The sequence below is a fragment of the Microbacterium profundi genome (assembly GCF_000763375.1).
In the GTDB taxonomy this organism is placed as follows: domain Bacteria; phylum Actinomycetota; class Actinomycetes; order Actinomycetales; family Microbacteriaceae; genus Microbacterium; species Microbacterium profundi.
Map to the genome: position 1 here is coordinate 1,942,771 of NZ_JPSY01000001.1, position 19,199 is coordinate 1,961,969.

General features: G+C 67.5%; 17 protein-coding genes. 13 read left to right on the forward strand and 4 right to left on the reverse strand.

Annotated elements, in window-relative coordinates; translation table 11 throughout:
* Positions 1–47: 47 nt before the first annotated feature.
* From JF52_RS0109305 to JF52_RS0109320, 4 genes are read left to right on the forward strand one after another with little or no spacing between them, the layout of a single operon-like run.
* Positions 48–824, forward strand: a complete 777-nt coding sequence (locus JF52_RS0109305) for an electron transfer flavoprotein subunit beta/FixA family protein (RefSeq protein WP_033105906.1) — start codon at positions 48–50, stop codon at positions 822–824.
* On the forward strand, positions 824–1,798 hold the full coding sequence (locus tag JF52_RS0109310) for an electron transfer flavoprotein subunit alpha/FixB family protein (protein ID WP_033105907.1): 975 nt from the start codon (positions 824–826) through the stop codon (positions 1,796–1,798). The genes JF52_RS0109305 and JF52_RS0109310 overlap by 1 nt, the downstream gene beginning before the upstream one ends.
* Positions 1,799–1,800: 2 nt before the next feature.
* On the forward strand, positions 1,801–3,639 hold the full coding sequence (locus JF52_RS0109315) for a cytochrome b/b6 domain-containing protein (protein ID WP_084595730.1): 1,839 nt from the start codon (positions 1,801–1,803) through the stop codon (positions 3,637–3,639).
* Positions 3,639–4,502 (forward strand): alpha/beta fold hydrolase, encoded by an 864-nt coding sequence (locus JF52_RS0109320; protein WP_033105908.1) that lies wholly within the window; start codon positions 3,639–3,641, stop codon positions 4,500–4,502. The genes JF52_RS0109315 and JF52_RS0109320 overlap by 1 nt, the downstream gene beginning before the upstream one ends.
* Positions 4,503–4,527: 25 nt before the next feature.
* On the opposite strand, the gene JF52_RS0109325 is transcribed toward JF52_RS0109320, so the two are convergent.
* Positions 4,528–5,034, reverse strand: a complete 507-nt coding sequence (locus tag JF52_RS0109325; RefSeq protein ID WP_033105909.1) for a GNAT family N-acetyltransferase — start codon at positions 5,032–5,034, stop codon at positions 4,528–4,530.
* A 109-nt stretch (positions 5,035–5,143) separates the two neighbouring features.
* Between JF52_RS0109325 and JF52_RS0109330 the strand changes: the two genes are divergently transcribed.
* The 7 genes from JF52_RS0109330 to rocD all read left to right on the forward strand — a co-directional run bounded on the left by JF52_RS0109330 (position 5,144) and on the right by rocD (position 13,509).
* Positions 5,144–5,704 carry an acyl-CoA thioesterase gene (locus JF52_RS0109330; RefSeq protein ID WP_033105910.1) on the forward strand — a complete coding sequence of 187 codons (561 nt, stop codon included), beginning with the start codon at positions 5,144–5,146 and terminating at the stop codon, positions 5,702–5,704.
* Positions 5,705–5,795: 91 nt separating this feature from the next.
* Positions 5,796–9,467 carry a proline dehydrogenase family protein gene (locus tag JF52_RS0109335; RefSeq protein ID WP_033105911.1) on the forward strand — a complete coding sequence of 1,224 codons (3,672 nt, stop codon included), beginning with the start codon at positions 5,796–5,798 and terminating at the stop codon, positions 9,465–9,467.
* 95 nt (positions 9,468–9,562) lie between these two features.
* Positions 9,563–9,997 carry a hypothetical protein gene (locus JF52_RS0109340; RefSeq protein WP_033105912.1) on the forward strand — a complete coding sequence of 145 codons (435 nt, stop codon included), beginning with the start codon at positions 9,563–9,565 and terminating at the stop codon, positions 9,995–9,997.
* Entirely contained in the window at positions 9,997–10,212 is a 216-nt protein-coding gene (locus JF52_RS0109345; RefSeq protein WP_033105913.1) for a helix-turn-helix transcriptional regulator, read from the forward strand. Before JF52_RS0109340 ends, JF52_RS0109345 begins: the two co-directional genes overlap by 1 nt.
* A 1-nt stretch (position 10,213) precedes the next feature.
* Entirely contained in the window at positions 10,214–11,215 is a 1,002-nt protein-coding gene (locus JF52_RS0109350; protein ID WP_084595731.1) for an NAD(P)-dependent alcohol dehydrogenase, read from the forward strand.
* 171 nt (positions 11,216–11,386) lie between these two features.
* A complete protein-coding gene (ddaH, locus tag JF52_RS0109355) occupies positions 11,387–12,301 on the forward strand; it encodes a dimethylargininase (RefSeq protein ID WP_033105914.1) in 915 nt (304 codons plus the stop codon).
* Positions 12,298–13,509, forward strand: a complete 1,212-nt coding sequence (gene rocD, locus JF52_RS0109360; protein ID WP_033105915.1) for an ornithine--oxo-acid transaminase — start codon at positions 12,298–12,300, stop codon at positions 13,507–13,509. The genes ddaH and rocD overlap by 4 nt, the downstream gene beginning before the upstream one ends.
* A 212-nt stretch (positions 13,510–13,721) precedes the next feature.
* On the opposite strand, the gene JF52_RS0109365 is transcribed toward rocD, so the two are convergent.
* Genes JF52_RS0109365 through JF52_RS0109375 form a run of 3 tightly spaced genes read right to left on the reverse strand, consistent with a single transcriptional unit; the run spans position 13,722 to position 17,433 of the window.
* Positions 13,722–15,623, reverse strand: a complete 1,902-nt coding sequence (locus JF52_RS0109365; protein WP_084595732.1) for a BCCT family transporter — start codon at positions 15,621–15,623, stop codon at positions 13,722–13,724.
* A gap of 38 nt (positions 15,624–15,661) precedes the next feature.
* The gene (locus JF52_RS0109370; protein WP_084595792.1) at positions 15,662–16,987 is read right to left on the reverse strand and encodes an MFS transporter; all 1,326 of its coding nucleotides are present in this window, start codon (positions 16,985–16,987) and stop codon (positions 15,662–15,664) included.
* Between the two features lie 5 nt (positions 16,988–16,992).
* The gene (locus JF52_RS0109375) at positions 16,993–17,433 is read right to left on the reverse strand and encodes a MarR family winged helix-turn-helix transcriptional regulator (protein WP_033105917.1); all 441 of its coding nucleotides are present in this window, start codon (positions 17,431–17,433) and stop codon (positions 16,993–16,995) included.
* Positions 17,434–17,475: 42 nt separating this feature from the next.
* Between JF52_RS0109375 and JF52_RS0109380 the strand changes: the two genes are divergently transcribed.
* A complete protein-coding gene (locus JF52_RS0109380) occupies positions 17,476–18,219 on the forward strand; it encodes a copper homeostasis protein CutC (protein ID WP_033105918.1) in 744 nt (247 codons plus the stop codon).
* A gap of 97 nt (positions 18,220–18,316) precedes the next feature.
* On the forward strand, positions 18,317–19,192 hold the full coding sequence (locus JF52_RS0109385; RefSeq protein ID WP_033105919.1) for an alpha/beta fold hydrolase: 876 nt from the start codon (positions 18,317–18,319) through the stop codon (positions 19,190–19,192).
* Positions 19,193–19,199 lie beyond the last annotated feature (7 nt).

Below are 19,199 nucleotides of genomic sequence, written 5' to 3' on the forward strand. Positions count from 1 at the left end.
TAGGTACTCGTCTCGCTAGACTCGGCCCCAGTCGTGAGGAGCATTCGATGAAGATCTTCGTCTTGGTCAAAGAGGTGCCGGACACCTATGGCGATCGCAAGCTGAATCTGGAGACCGGGTTGGCGGATCGTGGGGCCGGTGATGTGGTGCTGGATGAGATCACCGAGCGTGCTCTGGAAGTCGCGTTGTCTTTTGCTGACAAGAACGATGGCACCGAGGTGGTCGCCCTCGCGATGGCTCCGGAGTCATCCACGGCATCCATTCGTCGCGCACTCGCGATCGGCGCGGGATCCGCTGTGCATGTCGTCGACGAGCAACTCGCCGGTGCCGACCTCGGACTGACCGCTGAGGCACTCGCCGCGGCCATCCGTCGGGCAGAGCCCGATCTGGTGATCACCGGAAACCTCTCCACCGACGGTTCCGGCGGTGTCATCCCCGCGATGCTCGCCGAGCACCTCGGCTATGCCCAAGCGACCGCCCTCAATGCCGTCGAGATCACCGCCGACGGTGTCTCCGGCACCCGTGCTGCCGACGACGGCTCGCAGCCGGTCTCGCTCTCGCTCCCCGCGGTGATCTCGATCACCGAGGCGTTGCCGGATGCGCGTTTCCCGAATTTCAAGGGCATCATGGCGGCGAAGAAGAAGCCGCTCGAGGTGCTCTCCCTCGACGACCTCGGTGTCTCGTCCGATCCGGCGGCGGCGCCGCGGACGATCATGACGACGGTCTCCGAGAAGCCCCCGCGCGCGGCGGGTGTGAAGATCACCGATGAGGGTGACGCCGGCGCGAAGCTGGTCGAGTACCTCGTGCAGAACAGGCTGGTGTGATGATGAGCTACCCCGACAACTCGATCCTTGTCCTCGTGGACGTGACGCCTGCGGGCGATGCGGCCAGTTCGACGGCTGCGCTCATCGGTGCGGCATCGACGATCGGGTCACCGGTCGCGCTGGTGCCGGGTGGATCCCAGAGCGCTGTGGATGCCGCGGCTGCCGCCGGTGCGTCGGTGGTGCTGACCGCGGCTGCGGATGCCGGGTCTCTCACGGTTCCGCTGGTCGACGCTCTGCAGGCCGCGTTCAAGAACGTGCAGCCGGATGCCGTGCTGGTGTCGAACTCGATCACCGGCCGCGATGTCGCCGGTCGCCTTGCGGTGCGCGAGAAGCTCGCGCTGTCGGTGGACGCGATCGGCGTCTCCCGCGACGATGAGGGCATCGTCGCGCACCACTCCGTCTATGGCGGCGCGTATCTCGTCGATTCCGCAGCGACCTATGGTGCTCCGGTCATCACCGTGCGCCAGGGCGCCGTGGACGTCCGTACCGAAGCCGTCGCATCCCCGACCGTCGAGGCGCTGGAGGTAGCGGCATCCGGTGCAGCCGCCGCGACCGCGGGGGCGATCGAGGTCGTGGAGGCGGAGTCGTCCCGGCCCGAGTTGCGTGGCGCGACGAAGGTCGTCTCGGGCGGTCGTGGTCTGGGTTCGAAGGAGCAGTTCGTGCTCGTCGAGCAGCTCGCCGACGCCCTGGGTGCCGCGATCGGTGCGTCGCGTGCCGCGGTCGACGCCGGGTACATCCCTTATGCGCACCAGGTCGGTCAGACCGGTGTGTCTGTTTCGCCGCAGCTGTATGTCGCAGTCGGGATCTCTGGCGCGATTCAGCATCGTGCTGGCATGCAGACGGCGAAGAACATCGTCGCGATCAACAAGGACGGCGAGGCACCGATCTTCGACGTCGCCGACTTCGGCATCGTGGGCGACCTGTTCAAGATCGTGCCGCAGGTGGTCGAGGCGCTCGAAGCACGGAAGAAGTAACCATGGCGACGCGGATGCTCAGGCGCGGCCTGCCGCGCGTGGCCGGCGGCGAGCCCTGGCCCCCCGCAGGTGACGTCGAGGTCGCGGATGCTGTGGCGCAGGATGCTGCGCCTGCTGAGGAGTCCGCTGCTGAAGAAGGCTTCGGCTCGCTGGCGCTCGCTCAACCCGTTTCGTCTCCTCAGGCTTCGCCCTCGTCGCTCAACGACCCGCAGGGGCAGGCCCCGCAAGCGGCGGCCCCGCCGGAGCAGGCCCCGCAAGCGGCGGCCCCGCCGGAGCAGGCCCCGCCGGGGGAAGCCCAGCGGGTGGAAGCTGAGCAGGGTTCGGGCCCGAGTGGAGCATCGCTGCGCCGCGGGCTACCCCGCACTTTGGGTGGGGAACCATGGCCCCCGGCCTCCGCCACCGCGCCCGTCCCTGCCGCAGCATCCGCCGCACCGTCCGCCCCCGCCGCACCGTCCGCTCCCGGCCCCAAGGTCGAGGCCCCGCGGGGCGTTGAGCGAGCCGAAGGCGAGACGAAACGGGTTGAGCAAGCGGAGCGCGTCGAAACCGCGGCAGCATCCGCAATCGAAACCTCGACTCCCGCGGCAGCATCCGCAGGTGACGCCCTCCGCCGGGGCCTGCCCCGCACGCCCGGTGGCGAGCCCTGGCCTCCTGCCGGTACGGCCGCCAACGCGGGTGTGGCTGTTCCGGCCGCTGCGTCTGTCGAAGCGTCCGGGGCTGCGGCAGCGACAACGAGCCCTTCGACAGGCTCAGGGATCGGCTCGACAGGCCCAGGGATCGGCGAAGTGGCATCGTCCGAGGTCATCCCGGCATCCACCACCGTCGCGACGGTCGATGTCAGCACTCCGCTGCCGTTCCAGCGCACGGTATTCCCGGGCAAGAACGCGTTCACGCGTCCGGCCCCGAAGCCGGAGCCGAAGCGCATCGGTCCGTTCACGAAGGTGCAGTGGGCTGGCGCGGTGATCGTCGGCGGTATCGGTCTGCTGGGCGCTGCCGCGATGGCTGTGCTGTTCGTGCGCTGGCTGCTGAGCCTGTCGGGTATGCAGGACTTCCTGCAGACCTATCCCGGCGAATACCACCTGCCCGAGGGTGCCCCGGTCGGGTTCCCGGGGTGGCTGGGCTGGCAGCACTTCTTCAACGTGTTCCTGATGGTGCTGATCATCCGCTCCGGTCTCAGCGTGCGAAACGACAAACGTCCGACCGCGTTCTGGACTGCGCGGGGCAAAGCGAAGAGCAAGATCAGCCTGACGCTGTGGTTCCACCAGTCACTCGACATCCTGTGGCTCGTCAACGGCATCATCTTCGTGATCCTGCTGTTCGTCACCGGGCAGTGGATGCGCGTGATCCCCACCAGCTGGGAAGTCTTCCCGAACGCGATCTCCGCAGTGCTGCAGTACATCTCGCTGGACTGGCCGACCGAGAACGGCTGGGTGAACTACAACTCGATCCAGCAGATCACCTACTTCGTGACGATCTTCATCGCCGCGCCCCTGGCCGCGATCACCGGTGTGCGGATGAGCGGTATCTGGCCGAAGAACGCGGACAAGCTCAACAAGGCCTACCCGGTCGAGTGGGCGCGTGCGCTGCACTTCCCCGTGATGCTGTACTTCGTCGTGTTCATCGCGATCCACGTCTTCCTCGTGTTCGCGACCGGAGCGCTGCGCAACCTCAACCACATGTACGCCGCGCAGGGCTCGACCGATCCGAACGCCTACGCCGACAACTGGACCGGCTTCTGGTTCCTCGTCGCATCCCTCGTCGTGATCGCCGCCGCATGGGTCGCGGCCAGACCGTTGGTCCTCGCACCCATCGCCAAGCTCTTCGGCAACGTCAGCGCCCGCTGATGACGACGGAATCTCCGCAGCCGATACGCGTCGACAACGACGGGATCGCGCTGATCGGTGACCACTGGCCCGCCGGTGACGACTCCAAGGGCAGCGTGCTTCTGCTGCACGGCGGTGGCCAGCGCAGGCACTCCTGGCGGGGAACAGGCGAGTGGCTGGCACGGGCAGGCTGGTCCGCATATGCCTTCGACGCGCGAGGACACGGCGAGAGCGACCGGTCTCCGAGCGGTGACTACGCGGTCTCGGCGCTTGTGGACGACGCGATCGCCATCATCGACAAGATCGAGGAGGCACCCGTGCTCGTCGGTGCTTCGATGGGCGGGATGACATCGCTGATCGCCGAGGGAGAGCGCGGCCCTCTGGCGCGAGGACTCGTGCTCGTCGACATCGTCGCGCGCATCGAGCCAGCGGGTGCATCGCGAATCCAGGAGTTCATGCGCGGAGCGCCGAACGGATTCGCGACGCTGGAAGAGGCATCAGACGCCATAGCCGCGTACAACCCGCATCGTGCGCGCCCGAAGTCACTCGACGGGCTGCGGAAGAACCTCGTTCAGCAAGACGACGGACGCTGGCACTGGCACTGGGATCCCCAGTTCCTGCAACGTGGCACCGAACCGGAACGAGAGGTCCGGCATGCTCGCGCCGCGGCCGCCGCACGGAACATCGCCGCGCCGACGCTTCTGGTGCGTGGTGCGCATTCCGACATCGTCAGTGATGAGGGTATGCAGGAGATGCGCGCACTGATTCCGCATGCGCAGGCCGTCGAGGTCAGCGCGGCCGGTCACATGATCGCCGGCGACGACAATGACGTGTTCACCGGAGAACTGCTCCGGTTCATCGATTCCACTGCGCTTCCGCGCTGACTCGGGCCTCGGCGCACGTGGCGTCTCAGCGCGTGAAGCGGACTTCGGTCAGCGTCTCGCCGAGGAACGGCTCGGTGTGGCTTGCGCCATCGAGAGCGAAGCCGTTGCGCGCGTAGAAGCGGTGAGCGCGGGGGTTGTCCTCCGCGACCCAGAGGTACAGCGGCTCGTCCTTCTCGACAGCCGCATCGAAGAGCTTCTGGCCGAGGCCGGTGGAGTGATACTCGCCGAGCAGGTAGATGAAGTACAACTCGCGGAACGCCGGAGCGTCCTTGTCGCGCGCAGGCCCCGAGCCGACGAAGCCGACGATCTCGCCGTCGACGAGCGCGGCGCTCATGCTGAAGTCATCACCCTGCGCAGCCCAGTGCGTCCAGAGCTCCGCCATGCGCCGGGGCGAGACGCGTTCGAGCGCAGCCTTGCTGATCAGGTGGTCGTAGGTCTCGTGCCAGCACTGCGCGTGCACGCGACCCAGAGCTTCCGCATCCACATCACGGACCGGACGGATGATGACTTCGGGCTGGGCTTCGGCGCTCATGCCCGTGACTCTACGCGCGCCTCGGGCGAAGGTGAAATCGAGCGACGTCGCTGTTCGATTCCCACAAAGGAGTTCGCGGATCATAAGCCGCTGGCTACTATCGTTCCTCGTGAACGTGATCTGGCGAACCCTTCTCGTGATGTGGCGTGCGCGCCGTCGACTGCGCCGAGAAGGGCAGCTCCCACCCGGCGACGTCGGACGGATCAGAGTGACGACCCTTCCCACCGACATCGATGTGCTGCGCCACATGAACAACGGCCGCTATCTGTCGCTGTTCGACCTCGGCCGCTGGGATCTGCTCGTGCGCACGGGTATGGCCGACGCGATGAAACGCAATGACTGGTACGCGGTCGTGTCCGCGGAGACCGTGACGTTCCGCAAATCGCTGCAGCTCTGGCAACGGTTCGACATCGAGTCGCGCCTGCTCGGTCATGACGACAAGGCGATCTATCTCGAGCATCGCGCCGTGGTCGACGGCGAGATCTACGCCAAAGCGATCATCCGCGCACGGATGCTCAAGCGCAGCGGCGGTACCCTGTCGCACCAGGAGCTGTTCGCCGCCGTCGGCAGGCCAGAGGGCCTTCCGGACGTCGAGGCGTGGGTGCACGAGTGGGCGACGGCATCCGCCCTTCCCTCGACCAGAGCAGTCGCCCTCAGCGTCTGGGAGTGAGCATGAGGACGCAGCGTCGTCGCGTGAAACGAACGTGATGGCCGCTGTGTGTCACCGCGCCATGATGCGGCCGCGCTCCTAGGCTGAACACATGTCAGAGTCGTCGCTGCGCGGAGCCGATCAACTCGCCGATCAGGCGGTCGAACTCGCGCGTCGCTGGATCGCCGAGGCGGCAGAGGCCGAGGTCGATCCTGCAGCCGCACGCCTGGCCGCCGTGCTGCAGGACAAGAACGGGCTTGCGTTCACGCTCGGTTTCGTCGACGGCGTCATGCGGCCAGAATCTCTGAGTGCCGCCGCCGCCCAGTTGCAGCGGATCGCACCGATCGTGCCAGACTTCCTGCCCTGGTATCTCCGCGGCGCGGTCCGCGTCGGCGGCGGCATCGCCCCGGTGCTCCCTGCACCGACGGTGCCGATCGCCCGGCGTGTGCTGCGCGAGATGGTCGGGCACCTCGTCGTCGACGCACGTCCGGCGAAGCTCGGCCCCGCCATCGAGAAGCTGCGGGAGACGGGCGCGCGGCTGAATCTCAACCTCCTGGGCGAAGCCGTGCTGGGTGAGGCGGAGGCGAAGCGCCGACTCGACGGCATCCATGATCTGATCAAGCGGGACGACGTCGACTACGTGTCGGTCAAGGTCTCGTCCGTCATCAGTCACGTGTCGATGTGGGCGTTCGACGAGATCGTCGACGCGGTCGCTGCGCGCCTGCTGCCGCTCTATCTCACTGCAGCATCGAACGGCACCTTCATCAACCTCGACATGGAGGAGTACCGCGATCTCGACCTGACGATCGCGGTGTTCACCCGCATCCTCGAAGACGACCGTCTGCTTCTTCTCGAGGCCGGCATCGTGTTGCAGTCGTACCTGCCCGATGCGCTCGAGGCGCTGCGTGAGCTCACCGCGTGGGCGAAGGCGCGCGTCGAGCACGGCGGCGCGAAGATCAAGACCAGACTCGTCAAGGGCGCGAACCTCGCGATGGAGCGAGTGGATGCCGTGATGCACGGGTGGCCGCTCGCCACGTACGACACCAAGCTCGACACCGATGCGAACCACCTGCGGCTGCTCGATGAGGCCCTGCGTCCGGAGAACACCGCCGCCGTGCGGGTCGGGGTCGCCGGACACAATCTGTTCGGTATCGCGCACGCCTGGCTGCTCGCCGGCGAACGCGGTGTGACGGACGACGTCGAGTTCGAGATGCTGCTCGGCATGGCGCAGGGGCAGGCTCAGGCCGTCTCGCGCGTCGTCGGCCCGGTGCTGCTCTATGTGCCGGTGGTGAAACCGCATGAGTTCGACGTGGCCATCAGCTACCTGGTCAGGCGCCTCGACGAGAGCGCTGCGCCGGAGAACTTCCTCTCCGCTGCATTCGAGCTGCACGCCGACGAGATCCTGTTCGAGCGGGAACGGCGGCGATTCCTGCAGGCCCTGGATCGTGCGGGTGACCGCACACTGCGGGTCGTCCCGTTCCGTATTCAGAACCGGCAGACGCCGGTGCACGAATCACTGAGACCGATGACTGCCGCGCCGAGCGACGACGCTGACCTCACCAAAGCGGTGCTCGGAATCGCACGCGGCTCGGACGGCTCCGATGGGTCGGACGGTGAGGCGTACGTCGAGACGGCGGTGTACTCCCGCCGCGAGGTGGACTCCGACTCCGCCGGGGCGCCGGGATTCGCGAACACCACCGACAGCGATCCTGTTCTTCCGGCGAACCGTGAGTGGGCAGACCGCATCCGTGCCCGGATGGAGGCGTCGACGGTCGGGGATGCCGCACTGCGCGACGCCAGGATCGACGATGCCGCCGTGCTGGAGCAGACGATCGCACGGGTGCGCGCCGCGGCGCCCGCGTGGGGCGCACGTCCCGCGTCCGAGCGCGCCGAGACGCTGCTGCGCGCCGCCGCCGCGCTGGAATCGCGTCGGGGCGAACTCATCGAGGTCGCGGCATCCGAGACCGGAAAGGTGTTCTCCGAAGCCGACATCGAGGTTAGCGAGGCCGTCGACTTCGCCCGCTACTACGGTGCGAAGGCCCGTGAACTGGATGCCGTCGCCGGCGCCGAGTTCGCGCCGTCCCGCGTCACTGTCGTCGCACCGCCCTGGAACTTCCCCATCGCGATACCCGCAGGCGGCGTGCTGGCTGCGCTCGCCGCCGGTTCCGGCGTGCTGTTCAAACCTGCGCCGCAGGCCAGGCGGTGCGCAGCGGTCGTCGCCGAAGCGCTCTGGCAGGCCGGCATCCCGCGAGACGTCCTCGCGCTCGTCGATGTCGAGGAGGGGGGCCTGGGGCAGCAGCTCATCGGGCATGAAGCAGTGGATCGCGTCATCCTGACCGGCTCGTGGGACACCGCTGCGCTGTTCCGCTCGTGGCGCCCCGACCTGCCGCTGCTCGCGGAGACCAGCGGCAAGAACGCGATCGTCATCGCGCCGTCGGCCGACCTCGACCTGGCCGTCGCCGATCTCGTGAAGAGCGCATTCAGCCACGCGGGGCAGAAGTGCTCTGCGGCGTCGCTCGCGATCCTCGTGGGCCCGATCGGCCGGTCCAAGCGCTTCGCGCGTCAGCTGGCGGACTCGGTGCGCTCGCTGAACATCGGCTGGCCCACCGACCCGCTCGCAGAGGTCGGCCCGGTCATCGAACCGCCGCAGGGCAAACTCGCCTGGGCGCTGTCAGAGCTCGAAGGCGATGAGAAGTGGCTGATCAAGCCCTCTCTGGTCGGCGGCGATGAGACCGGACGGCTGTGGCGGCCCGGCATCCGCCTCGGAGTGGACCCGGGATCGCGATTCCATCGCGAGGAGTTCTTCGGACCGGTATTGGGCATCATGCACGCTCCGACCCTTTCTGCCGCGATCGACCTGCAGAACGACGTCGCATACGGCCTGACCGCCGGGCTGCACACCCAGGATCCCGATGACCTCGCACTCTGGCTGGATCGGGTGCGGGCCGGAAATCTCTACGTCAACCGCGGAATCACCGGAGCGATAGTGCAGCGCCAGCCCTTCGGCGGCTGGAAGCGCTCCTCGGTCGGACCCGGTGCGAAGGCCGGCGGACCGAATTACCTGATCGGCCTGGGAACGTGGCGTTCGCTGCCTCGCGGCAGAGCCTCGAGCACGCTGCATCTGCGGGGGCTCGACAGCCGCATCTCGGGACTCATCGAGTCGGCGCAGTCCTCGCTGGACTTCGAGAGCTTCGAATGGCTGCGTCAGTCTGCGCTCTCGGATGCCGTCGCCTGGGATCGTGAATTCGGTCAGGTGCGTGACGTGTCGCAGCTCGGCGTCGAACGGAATCTGTTCCGCTACCGGCCGGTCCCGGTGATCGTGCGCGCGACCGCGGACGCACCGCTGCAGGACGTGCTGCGGGTCGTGCTCGCCGGCATCCGCTCCGGGGCCGGGTTCTTCGTGTCCATCGCCGACGGACTTCCCGCCGCGGTGCGCAGTGCGCTCAGCGACCTCGGCGCGCGCATCGCTGTCGAGAGCGACGAGGAGTGGATCGAGCGGATGCTGCGACGCGAGGAACCGTCCGCGGATGAGATCCTCCCCGCCGACCACCCGAACCGTGCCTCGGGCAACCGGGTGCGACTCGTCGGCGGGCGCAGCGCCGTCGCCGCACTGCACCGCTCGCTGGCAGAGGCCACGGGAGGCGATCCGGATCTCGCCGTCTACGACGACGAGGTCACATCGGCAGGTCGATTGGAGCTGCTGCCCTTCCTGCATGAGCAGGCGATCAGTATCACCGCGCACCGCTTCGGCAACCCCGATGACTGGAGCTCGGACGTCATCTGAGCGGTCGCGTTTCTCGATGTAAAAGATTCTTGACATGGATGCTGTGACGGCAGTATCTTCAAGATGTCAAGAATTTTTTACATCGGAGGTGCGTCATGGTCTACACGGAACGCAACACCTGGTCGACGCTGATCGCCGCGACCGTCATCATCCCCGGCTACATCGTCGTCGTCCTCCAACAGGCGGCCGGCGGGCCGCTCACATCGGTCGACTGGTTCCCGATCATGCTGTGGGCGATCGGGATCAGCATCGCTGCCACGATCGTGCTCAGCATCCTCTGGGGGATCGTCGCAGGGCTCCGAGACCCGAAGGGCGCGACCACCACCGACGTCCGCGACCGTGACATCGACCAGATGGGCGGTCGCGTCGAGCACGCGCTGCTGGTGATCGCAGGTCTCGGTGTCATCGCGCTCTGCGCTGTGGGCGCCGACGTCTTCTGGATCGCTAACGCGATGTTCCTCGGCTTCGCGATCTCCACATTCATCGGCAGCATCGCGAGGATCATCGCCTACCGCCGGGGGCTCATCTGATGGTCAAGCCCACGCTCGTCACCAACAGCATCCGCTCACGACGGGAAGAAGCCGGAATCACCCAGGTCGACCTCGCCGGCCGCATCGGCGTCACCCGGCAGACGCTCATCGCCATCGAGCAGGGCCGATACTCGCCCACGCTCGAACTCGCCTTTCAGATCGCCCGCGCATTCGAGGTCGGCATCGACGACCTCTTCCAGTACCCGGAGGATTGAGATGAACACGACCATCGCCAAGAGCATGCCCGCCTGGCTGAACGACGAGTACGGATCAGCGAGCGGCACCCGGCGCGAGACCGTTCGGACGCCGGAGCCGCGGCGCGGCGAAGTGCTGCTGCGCATCCGCGCCACAGCGCTCAATGCCGCCGACGTGCGGGTGATGCTCGGCGACCCGCTTCTGCTCCGGCCGGTGTTCGGCCTGCGCAGGCCCAAGCAGGCGATCAGAGGTATCGACGTCGCAGGTGCGGTCGTCGCGGTCGGCGAGGACGTCGACCCGGCTCTCATCGGAGATGAGGTACTGGTGGAACTCGACGCCGGCGGCGGACTCGCTCCCTACGCCGCCGCGCGCGCCGATCGGCTCGTCGCACGACCGGATGCGCTCGCGCCGGAGCTCGCAGCGACCCTTCCGATCGCGGGCGGCACCGCCGTTCAGGCTCTCGACGTCGCGGGTGTCCGTGAGGGACAGCGCGTTCTCGTGATCGGCGCGTCCGGGGGAGTGGGCACCTTCACCGTGCAACTGGCCGCCCTTCGTGGCGCGGAGGTATGGGCGACCTGCGGCGAGACCAATCGCGCGCTGGTGGAATCGCTCGGAGCGACCCGCACCTTCGACTACCGCACGACCGATCTGTCGACGCTCCCCGCGACCTTCGACGCGATCATCGACATCGCAGGTGGTGCACCGCTTCGCCAGCTGAAGCGGCTGCTCGCGCCGACCGGCGTCATCGCGATGGTCGCGGGTGACGGAGGTCACGTGCTCGGCCCGATCCCACGGATGCTGCGTGCGGTGTTCCTGTCGATCGGATCGCGGCGCCGCATCCGTCCCGTCGCCGCGGTGTCGAAGCGCGACATCAACGAGCAGTTGGTGGCGCTCGCCGCCGACGGGAGGATCACGCCGGTGATCGAGCAGATCCTCCCGTGGGACGGCGCGGCGGACGGCCTCGCGCGGCTCGAGTCCGGGCACACTGTCGGCAAGGTCGTCGTGCGCGGTCGCGAGGAATAGGCAGAAGTCGTGTCCGGTGGACGCGTCGCTGGCGCATCCACAGGCTCGGATGTCAGAATGAACACTGGCGTGCCTGCGTCGCATCTTCCCTGCCAATGTCAGCATTGAATGGCGGGTCGAACTTCCGCCGGGCCCCTGGACAGCGTCCGCCGCATCTCTTCGAGGAGCAAGATGTCGACGCCAGAAACCGTCACCGCACCCAGCCCGATCCCTGAGCCTGCCGAAGGGCGCACTGCGCATCACCGGCGGTACCTGATGTGCCGGCCCGAGCACTTCACGGTCAGCTACAAGATCAACCCGTGGATGGAGCCGGCGAAGCCCACCGACACCGCGAAGGCCGTCGCGCAGTGGCAGATGCTGCACGATCTGTACCTGGAGCTCGGCCATGAGGTCGAGCTGATCGACCCGCTCGAGGGCTTCCCCGACATGGTCTACACCGCCAACGGCGGCTTCGTGATCGACGGGCGCGCCTACGTGCCGAAGTTCCGCTTCGTGGAGCGCGCCGGAGAAGCTCCGGCGTTCGCCGACTGGTTCCGCGCCGGCGGATTCGACACGGTCGAGCCGGAAGAGGTCAACGAGGGCGAGGGCGACTTCCTGCTCGTCGGCGACACGATCCTCGCGGGTACGGGCTTCCGTTCGACGGGCGACAGCCACCGCGAGGTGGGCGAGGTGTTCGGCCGTGAGGTCGTCTCCCTGAACCTCATCGACCCGCGCTTCTATCACCTCGACACCGCCATCTCGGTGCTCGACCCCGTCGAGGGGGCAGCGAACGGCGGCCCGGAGCGCGCGAACATCGCGTACCTGCCCGGCGCCTTCGACGACGCCAGTCGCGCGATCCTGGAGGAGCGCTTTCCCGATGCCATCCTCGTCGCCGATGCGGACGGCGCAGTGTTCGGACTGAACTCGGCGAGCGACGGATACAACGTCATCATTTCGCCCCGCGCCACCGGCTTCGAGAAGCAGCTGCGCGAACGCGGCTACAACCCGATCACCGTCGACCTGTCCGAGCTGCTACTCGGCGGCGGAGGTATCAAGTGCTGCACGCTCGAGCTGCGTGCGGCCCGCGACTCGGAGGCGGACGCATGACCCTTCGACAGGCTCAGGGATCGGCTGCGGTGGGCACCGAGGTGCACGTCGCGAGCAATTACAGTCCGCTGCCCGTCACCGTCGCATCTGGTGAGGGTGCCTGGCTCACCGACGTCGAGGGCAAGCGGTACCTCGACCTGCTCGCGGCGTACTCGGCAGTGAACTTCGGCCACCGGCATCCGGATCTCGTGGCCACGGCGAAAGCGCAGCTCGACCGCGTGACGCTTGTGAGCCGTGCGTTCATGAGTGACCGGCTCGAGCCCTTCGCAGACGCTCTCGCACGGCTGTGCGGCAAGGAGATCGTGCTGCCGATGAACACCGGCGCCGAAGCCGTCGAGACGGGCATCAAGGTCGCCCGCGCCTGGGGCTACCGGGTCAAGGGCATCGCGCCGGGCAAGGCGCGCATCGTCGTCGCCGCCGGCAACTTCCACGGCCGCACCACCACGATCGTGAGTTTCAGCGACGACGAGTCGGCGCGCGATGACTTCGGGCCGTACACTCCCGGCTTCGACGCGGTGCCGTTCGGAGACGCGGATGCCGTCGCCGCCGCCATCACGGATGACACGGCGGCAGTGCTCGTCGAGCCGATCCAGGGCGAGGCCGGCGTGATCATTCCGCCTGAGGGCTATCTCGCGCGCGTCCGCGAGATCTGCACCGAGAAGAACGTGCTCTTCATCGCGGATGAGATCCAGGCCGGCCTCGGCCGCGTCGGCGAGACGTTCGCATGCGACCGCGAAGGCGTCGTCCCCGATCTCTACCTGCTGGGCAAGGCTCTCGGTGGCGGCATCCTTCCCGTGTCTGCCGTCGTCGGCGACCGCGACGTGCTCGGTGTCATCCGGCCGGGGGAGCACGGTTCGACGTTCGGCGGCAACCCACTCGCGGCTGCTGTCGGACTGCGCGTCGTCGAGATGCTGGAGACGGGCGAGTTCCAGGAGCGCGCACGCACGCTCGGAGCGCACCTGGACGAGGGGCTGCAGAAGCTCATCGGGAACGGCGTCACGGCTGTACGCGTCGCGGGCCTGTGGGCCGGTGTAGACATCGATCCCGCCCGCGGCACCGGCCGGGAGATCAGCGAGAAGCTGATGGACCGCGGCGTGCTCGTCAAGGACACCCACGGCCAGACGATCCGCATCGCGCCGCCGCTGGTCATCCGCAGCACCGAGATCGACTGGGCGCTCGAGCAGCTGAGGCTGGTGCTCGAGGGCTAGCAGCGGTTTCGGCTCGCTGCGCTCGCTCAACCCGTTTCGTCTTCGGCGCTTCGCGCCTTCGCTCAACGACCCGCGAGAGGATTCTGCGCGTCGTTGGGCTTCGCACCTTCCCTAAAGGACCCGCGAGGAAACTCTCTGCGGGTCGTTGAGCGAGCGAAGCGAGACGAAACGGGTTGAGCGAGCCGCAGGCGAGTCGAAGCCGTCGACCGTGCTCAGCGCACGGGAGGCTCCTGATCCTCCCCGTGCGAGGGGATGTCCTGGTCGTCGTGAGCAGACAGCTCGTCCGCCGACACCAGGTCGTCGACGTCGAGCATCGCAGGGCCGGCATCCGCTCGGCTCTCCGCGCTGAGCAGTTCCACCGGGATGCGGATCGGCGTGGTCGGCGCGACCGGCAGCCCGAGGCGGCGCTGGAGGTTTCTCAGCCAGCGCGGCTGCGCCCCGAGCAGCCCCGTCTCGTCGCGTGCCTCGACCTCGAGGCCGTAGTAGTCGCCGATCTTGTCGATGAGCTGGGCCCGTTCTGCCCGCGCATACGCGCGCCGCTCGCGTATGAACGCCACCATCGTCGACCAGCAGATCAGCAGCATGACGATACTGAAGGGCAGAGCGATGGTGATGGCCGCCGTCTGCAGGGCGGTCAGACCGCCCGCGAGCAGCAGTGCGATGGCGAGTGCCGCGGTGATCAGCACGAAGAACGTGCGGATCCAGCGTTTCGGATTCTGCTGCCCGCCGGTCGCGATCATGCCCATCACGAGCGCGCCGGAGTCCGCCGACGTGATGAAGAAGATCCCGATGAGCAGGATGACTCCGATCGTGACGACCTGTGTTCCTGGCACGTACTCGAGCATCTGGAAGAGTGCGCCCTGCAGGTCGACCTCGCCGTCGGCGTTCAGCAGCGCCCCGGGCGTCTGAAGTTCAATCGCGAGCGCGGATCCGCCCAGGACCGAGAACCAGAGGATGCCGAGGAGCGTCGGAACGAGGATGACGCCGGCGACGAACTCGCGCACGGTGCGTCCCTTCGACACTCGCGCGATGAAGATGCCCACGAACGGCGCCCACGAGATCCACCAGCCCCAGTAGAACGATGTCCACTGCGCCTGCCATTCCTCGCCGGCCGTGCCCTGGAACGCGCTGACATTGAAGGAGAGACCGACGAAGTTCTGGATGTAATAGCCGATCGACTGCACGAAGTCGCGCAGCAGGAACTCGCTCGGTCCCATGACGAGCAGATACAGCACGAGGAGTCCTGCGAGCACGAGATTCACCGTGGAGAGCAGCTTCATGCCCTTGGTGAGTCCTGACAGGACGGACATCAGCACGAAAACGGAGATGATCAGGATCACGACGACCTGTGTCGTCTCATCGGGGTTCGCGATACCCGCGACTCCGAGGCCGGAACTGATCTGAATGACACCGAGACCCAGCGACGTGGCCACGCCGAAGAGCGTGCCGACGAGGGCGATGACGTCGATCGCGTGGCCCCACCCGCCCTCGACACGCTTGCCGAGCAGCGGTTCGAGCGTCCACCGGATCGAGATGGGACGGCCCCGACGGTGGATGGCGTACGCAAGAGCGAGGCCGATCACGATGTAGATCGACCAGGCATGCACGCCCCAGTGCAGATATGTCTGACCGAGAGCGGCCTGTGCCAGCTGCTCCGGAGTGCCGGTCACGCCCGGACGCGGGGTGGCGAAGTGGGTCAGCGGCTCTGACACACCGTAGAACACCAGGCCGATGCCCATGCCGGCAGCGAACAGGAGCGAGAACCAGCTCAGCAGCGAGAACTCCGGCTCGTCATCATCTTTTCCGAGCTTGATGTCGCCGAAGCGACTGAATCCGAGGTACAGGCTGAACGCGACGAAGACCGCGGCGATGAGCACGTAGTACCAGTTGAAGGCGTTGACGATCGTGGTCTGGATGTTCTTGAACAGTGCCTCGGCGATGTCCGGCGCGATGAGTGTGAAGGCGACGAAGACGATGATGATGGCGGAGGCCGGCCAGAACACCCAGCGCTGCACCGGGGGGAGAGACCGGCGAGGCGCTGCCACAGCATCCGGTGAGGCGGTCGAGGCCGACGGGGGACGGTACTGACCGTTTGCGTTCTCCGGTTCGCTCATCCCACCACGCTAGTCATGCGCGGCGGAGAACGGGAGCCTCAGTCCGCGCGAAGGGTACGGATCGGTGTGGTGGCGGCCGCGACCTCGTCACTGAACTCCACGGGGTCGGCGCGCATCACGGAGATCGGCCGCGTCTCATCCAGCGTCAGGCGGAAGCGGGTGTTCTTCTGACGGTGCAGACGCCCTGAGGCCAGCATCCACGTCACACCCACCGCCATGGCGACGAGTCCCGCGATGCCGCCGAACATGATCGATGCCCGAGGGCCCGCCACATCCGTGATCCAGCCCGCGATGGGCGCGCCGATCGGCGTCGACCCCATGACGACGGCCATGTACAACGCCAGCACGCGTCCGCGCAGTGCGGGGTCGGTCGTGGTCTGGACGTAGCCGTTGGCGGTGGTGAGCATGGTCACGGTGGAGAATCCGACGAAGATCAGGACCGCGGCGTAGCTCCAGTAGCTCGGCATCCAGGAGGAGATCATCGATGCCAGCCCGAAACCGCCCGCAGCGATCACCAGCACGCGGATGCGCGCCCTGTCCCGCCGTGCGGCCAGCAGGGCACCCGCGAGGGAGCCGATCGCCAGCACCGAGCTGAGCACACCGTATCCGTCCGCCTCGCGTCCGAACTCCAACGCCATGGTCGAGGCGTAGATCGGGAAGTTCATGCCGAACGCGCCGATCAGGAACACCATCACGAACGTCACCTTGAGATCGCTCCGGCCCCAGACGTAGCGGAAGCCCTCGGCGAGACGCGTGCGCCCGGTGTTCTTGATGCGGGGAAGCAGCTCGCGGGAGCGGATCAGCACGAGCGCGACGAGCATCGCGAGGAAGGTCGCCGCGTTGATCACGAACACCCAGCCCGTGCCGACCGCGACGATGAGCAGGCCTCCGACGGCGGGACCGATGAGCCTCGCCATGTTGAACGACGCCGAGTTCAGCGCCACGGCGTTCGAAGCATCGCCCACCGTGACCATGTCGGAGACGAACGCCTGGCGTGCGGGTGCATCGAAGGCGTTCGTGATGCCGAAGGCCAGTGCGAAGCAGAACATCAGCGGCAGCGTCATGACTCCGGTGAGCAGCAGGGCCGCGACGCCGATTGCGAGCCCCATCAGTACCGTCTGTGTGAGCAGCAGGATCTTGCGCCGGTCGAATCGGTCGGCGACCCAGCCGGTGAGACTGACCAGCACCAGGGGCGGCCCGAACTGCAGCGCCATGGTGAAGCCCATCGCGGTGGCGTCGTTGTCGGTCAGCTCGGTGAGCACGACCCAGTCCTGCGCGGTTGCCTGCATCCAGCCGCCGACGTTCGACACCAGAGCGCCGAGGAACCAGATCCGGTAGTTGAACGAGCTGAAGGAGCGGAACATGGCGGTCATCGTTCTGCCACCTTCCGCATCAGGGATGCCGCTTCTCGGAGCGTGCGCAGCTCGTCGTCGGTGAAGTCGAACTCGGCGAGCGCATCGGCCAGCGCGGCATCGCGCTTCTGCACGGTCGCGGCGACGATCTCGGTGCCGGTGTCGGTGATCTCGATGTAGACGCGCCGCCGGTCCTCGTCGCTCGGCACGCGGACGACGTGGCCGCTCTCGGCCAGCGCATCCACGATGTTCGACATCGTCGGCGCGCTCACGCGCTCTCGTTGGGCGAGCTCGCCCACCGGCAGTCGGCCGTTGCCGCGCAGGCAGGCGAGCACGGCGAACTGCGCGTCACTGATGCTGTCGACGGCGCGCTCGCGGCGCAGGCGCCTGGCGAGGCGGAAGGTCGCCAGGCGCAGATCGGTGGCGGTCGCGTGCAGAAGGTCATCCGGTTCAGTCATTACTTAGGTAGTCTAACTAAATTTCCTGAGAATGGGGGCAGAATGGATGCCGTGAACATCGCACTCGAACTCGCCGTCCAGGACCCGGCCGGCGTTCGCGTCGCACGTGAGGTCGGCGCTGCGCGCGTCGAGCTGGCCCAGGCACTCGCACTCGGCGGCCTCACGCCGTCGCCGGCGACACTCGAACTCGCACGCGAGGCGGCGGGGGAGGACGGCCCTGAGATCCATGTGCTGATCCGCCCGCGTGCCGGCGGGTTCCACTACGACCCGGACGAGATCGCCGTGTCTGTGCGCGACGTGGCATGGGCGGTCGCCAACGGCGCTGACGGCGTGGTCATCGGCGCACTCGATGCATCCGGTGAACTCGATCTCGATGCGATGGCGAGACTGCGAGACGCCGCGGGCGAGGCCTCGGTCACGTTGCACCGTGCGATCGACGTCACCGCCGATCCCGCGGCGACGCTGGAGCGTGCCATCGGTCTCGGTCTGCGGCGTGTGCTGACCTCCGGCGGGGCCTCGACCGCGATCGAGGGCGTCGAGACTCTGCGCGCACTCGTGACGGTCGCAGGCGGCCGCATCCAGGTCATGGCGGGAAGTGGCGTGGTGGCCGGCAGTGCTTCTGCTCTCGTGGCGACCGGTGTCGACGCGCTGCACTTCTCGGCGAAGCGCGCTGTCGCCGGCGACGGGCCCGGCATCCGTATGGGGTCGGCCTCGGATGGTGTCGGAGGCTACGAGGTCACCGACCGCATTGCAGCCTTCGCCGTGCGGGAGGCGCTCGGAATCTGAGCGGATGCGGCGGCGGTGGCTGCCGACGGATGAACGGCGGTTGCGGTGCATCCGACATCTCGCTGACGCGGACGCGCCTGATACGTAGACTCGACGCATGCCCCAGACCTCGGAGTTCACCGACGCGCACGGCGTCGCGATCGTCTACGACGTCCACGAGGCGGTGGGGGCGTCCCGCGGGGTCGTGCAACTGCTGCACGGCGTCGGCGAGCACGCCGGCCGTTACTCGGCGCTGATCGCCGCGCTGACCGGTGCCGGCTTCATCGTGTACGCCGACGATCATCGCGGGCATGGACGCACCGGCATCCGCCAGCACGACGGCGAATCGGCGAAACTCGGCAAGCTCGGCAAGGGCGGGATGCGTGCCGCGAAGGACGCGATCTGGCAGCTCACCGGCATCATCCGCGAGGAGCATCCCGACCTGCCTCTGGTGCTGCTCGGGCATTCCTGGGGGTCGTTCCTCGCGCAGATGCTCGTCAACGATCATCCGGAGGCGTGGGATGCCGTGATCCTCTCCGGCTCGGCGCTTCGCACGCCGCGCGATCTCAACGCCGCACCGTTGAACGCGCGATGGGAGGCCGCGGAGGCGTCCGGCTACGAATGGCTCAGCCGCGATGCCGCGGTGTGGAAGATGTTCGACGACGACCCGCTCACCACGAACGTGCCGCTGCTGAAGCTGTTCGGCCCCGTCGAGGCGCTGAAGCTGTACGGGCGGCCGGCGAAGGATCTCGGGCGCGACATCCCGATGCTGCTGCTGGTCGGTCGCGACGATCCGGTAGGTGGCCCGCACAGCGTGCACAAGCTCGCCGAAGAGTACCGCAGCCGCTCGGGCCTCACCGACGTCACGACGCTGGTGTATCCGGATGCGCGGCACGAGATCTTCAACGAACTGCAGCAGGACGAGGTGCGCGCCGACCTGCTCGCCTGGCTCGACAAGCACATCGCCGCGCCCGCCGATGGCGCTGCGGCATAAGCTGGAC

Excerpts from the sequence above, each read along its gene's own strand:
- JF52_RS0109305 (WP_033105906.1), top strand. The coding sequence starts at position 48 with ATGAAGATCTTCGTCTTGGTCAAAGAGGTGCCGGACACCTATGGCGAT.
- JF52_RS0109310 (WP_033105907.1), top strand. The coding sequence starts at position 824 with ATGATGAGCTACCCCGACAACTCGATCCTTGTCCTCGTGGACGTGACG.
- JF52_RS0109315 (WP_084595730.1), top strand. The coding sequence starts at position 1,801 with ATGGCGACGCGGATGCTCAGGCGCGGCCTGCCGCGCGTGGCCGGCGGC.
- JF52_RS0109320 (WP_033105908.1), top strand. The coding sequence starts at position 3,639 with ATGACGACGGAATCTCCGCAGCCGATACGCGTCGACAACGACGGGATC.
- JF52_RS0109325 (WP_033105909.1), bottom strand. The coding sequence starts at position 5,034 with ATGAGCGCCGAAGCCCAGCCCGAAGTCATCATCCGTCCGGTCCGTGAT.
- JF52_RS0109335 (WP_033105911.1), top strand. The coding sequence starts at position 5,796 with ATGTCAGAGTCGTCGCTGCGCGGAGCCGATCAACTCGCCGATCAGGCG.
- JF52_RS0109340 (WP_033105912.1), top strand. The coding sequence starts at position 9,563 with ATGGTCTACACGGAACGCAACACCTGGTCGACGCTGATCGCCGCGACC.
- JF52_RS0109345 (WP_033105913.1), top strand. The coding sequence starts at position 9,997 with ATGGTCAAGCCCACGCTCGTCACCAACAGCATCCGCTCACGACGGGAA.
- JF52_RS0109350 (WP_084595731.1), top strand. The coding sequence starts at position 10,214 with ATGAACACGACCATCGCCAAGAGCATGCCCGCCTGGCTGAACGACGAG.
- ddaH (WP_033105914.1), top strand. The coding sequence starts at position 11,387 with ATGTCGACGCCAGAAACCGTCACCGCACCCAGCCCGATCCCTGAGCCT.
- rocD (WP_033105915.1), top strand. The coding sequence starts at position 12,298 with ATGACCCTTCGACAGGCTCAGGGATCGGCTGCGGTGGGCACCGAGGTG.
- JF52_RS0109365 (WP_084595732.1), bottom strand. The coding sequence starts at position 15,623 with ATGAGCGAACCGGAGAACGCAAACGGTCAGTACCGTCCCCCGTCGGCC.
- JF52_RS0109370 (WP_084595792.1), bottom strand. The coding sequence starts at position 16,987 with ATGTTCCGCTCCTTCAGCTCGTTCAACTACCGGATCTGGTTCCTCGGC.
- JF52_RS0109375 (WP_033105917.1), bottom strand. The coding sequence starts at position 17,433 with ATGACTGAACCGGATGACCTTCTGCACGCGACCGCCACCGATCTGCGC.
- JF52_RS0109380 (WP_033105918.1), top strand. The coding sequence starts at position 17,476 with ATGGATGCCGTGAACATCGCACTCGAACTCGCCGTCCAGGACCCGGCC.
- JF52_RS0109385 (WP_033105919.1), top strand. The coding sequence starts at position 18,317 with ATGCCCCAGACCTCGGAGTTCACCGACGCGCACGGCGTCGCGATCGTC.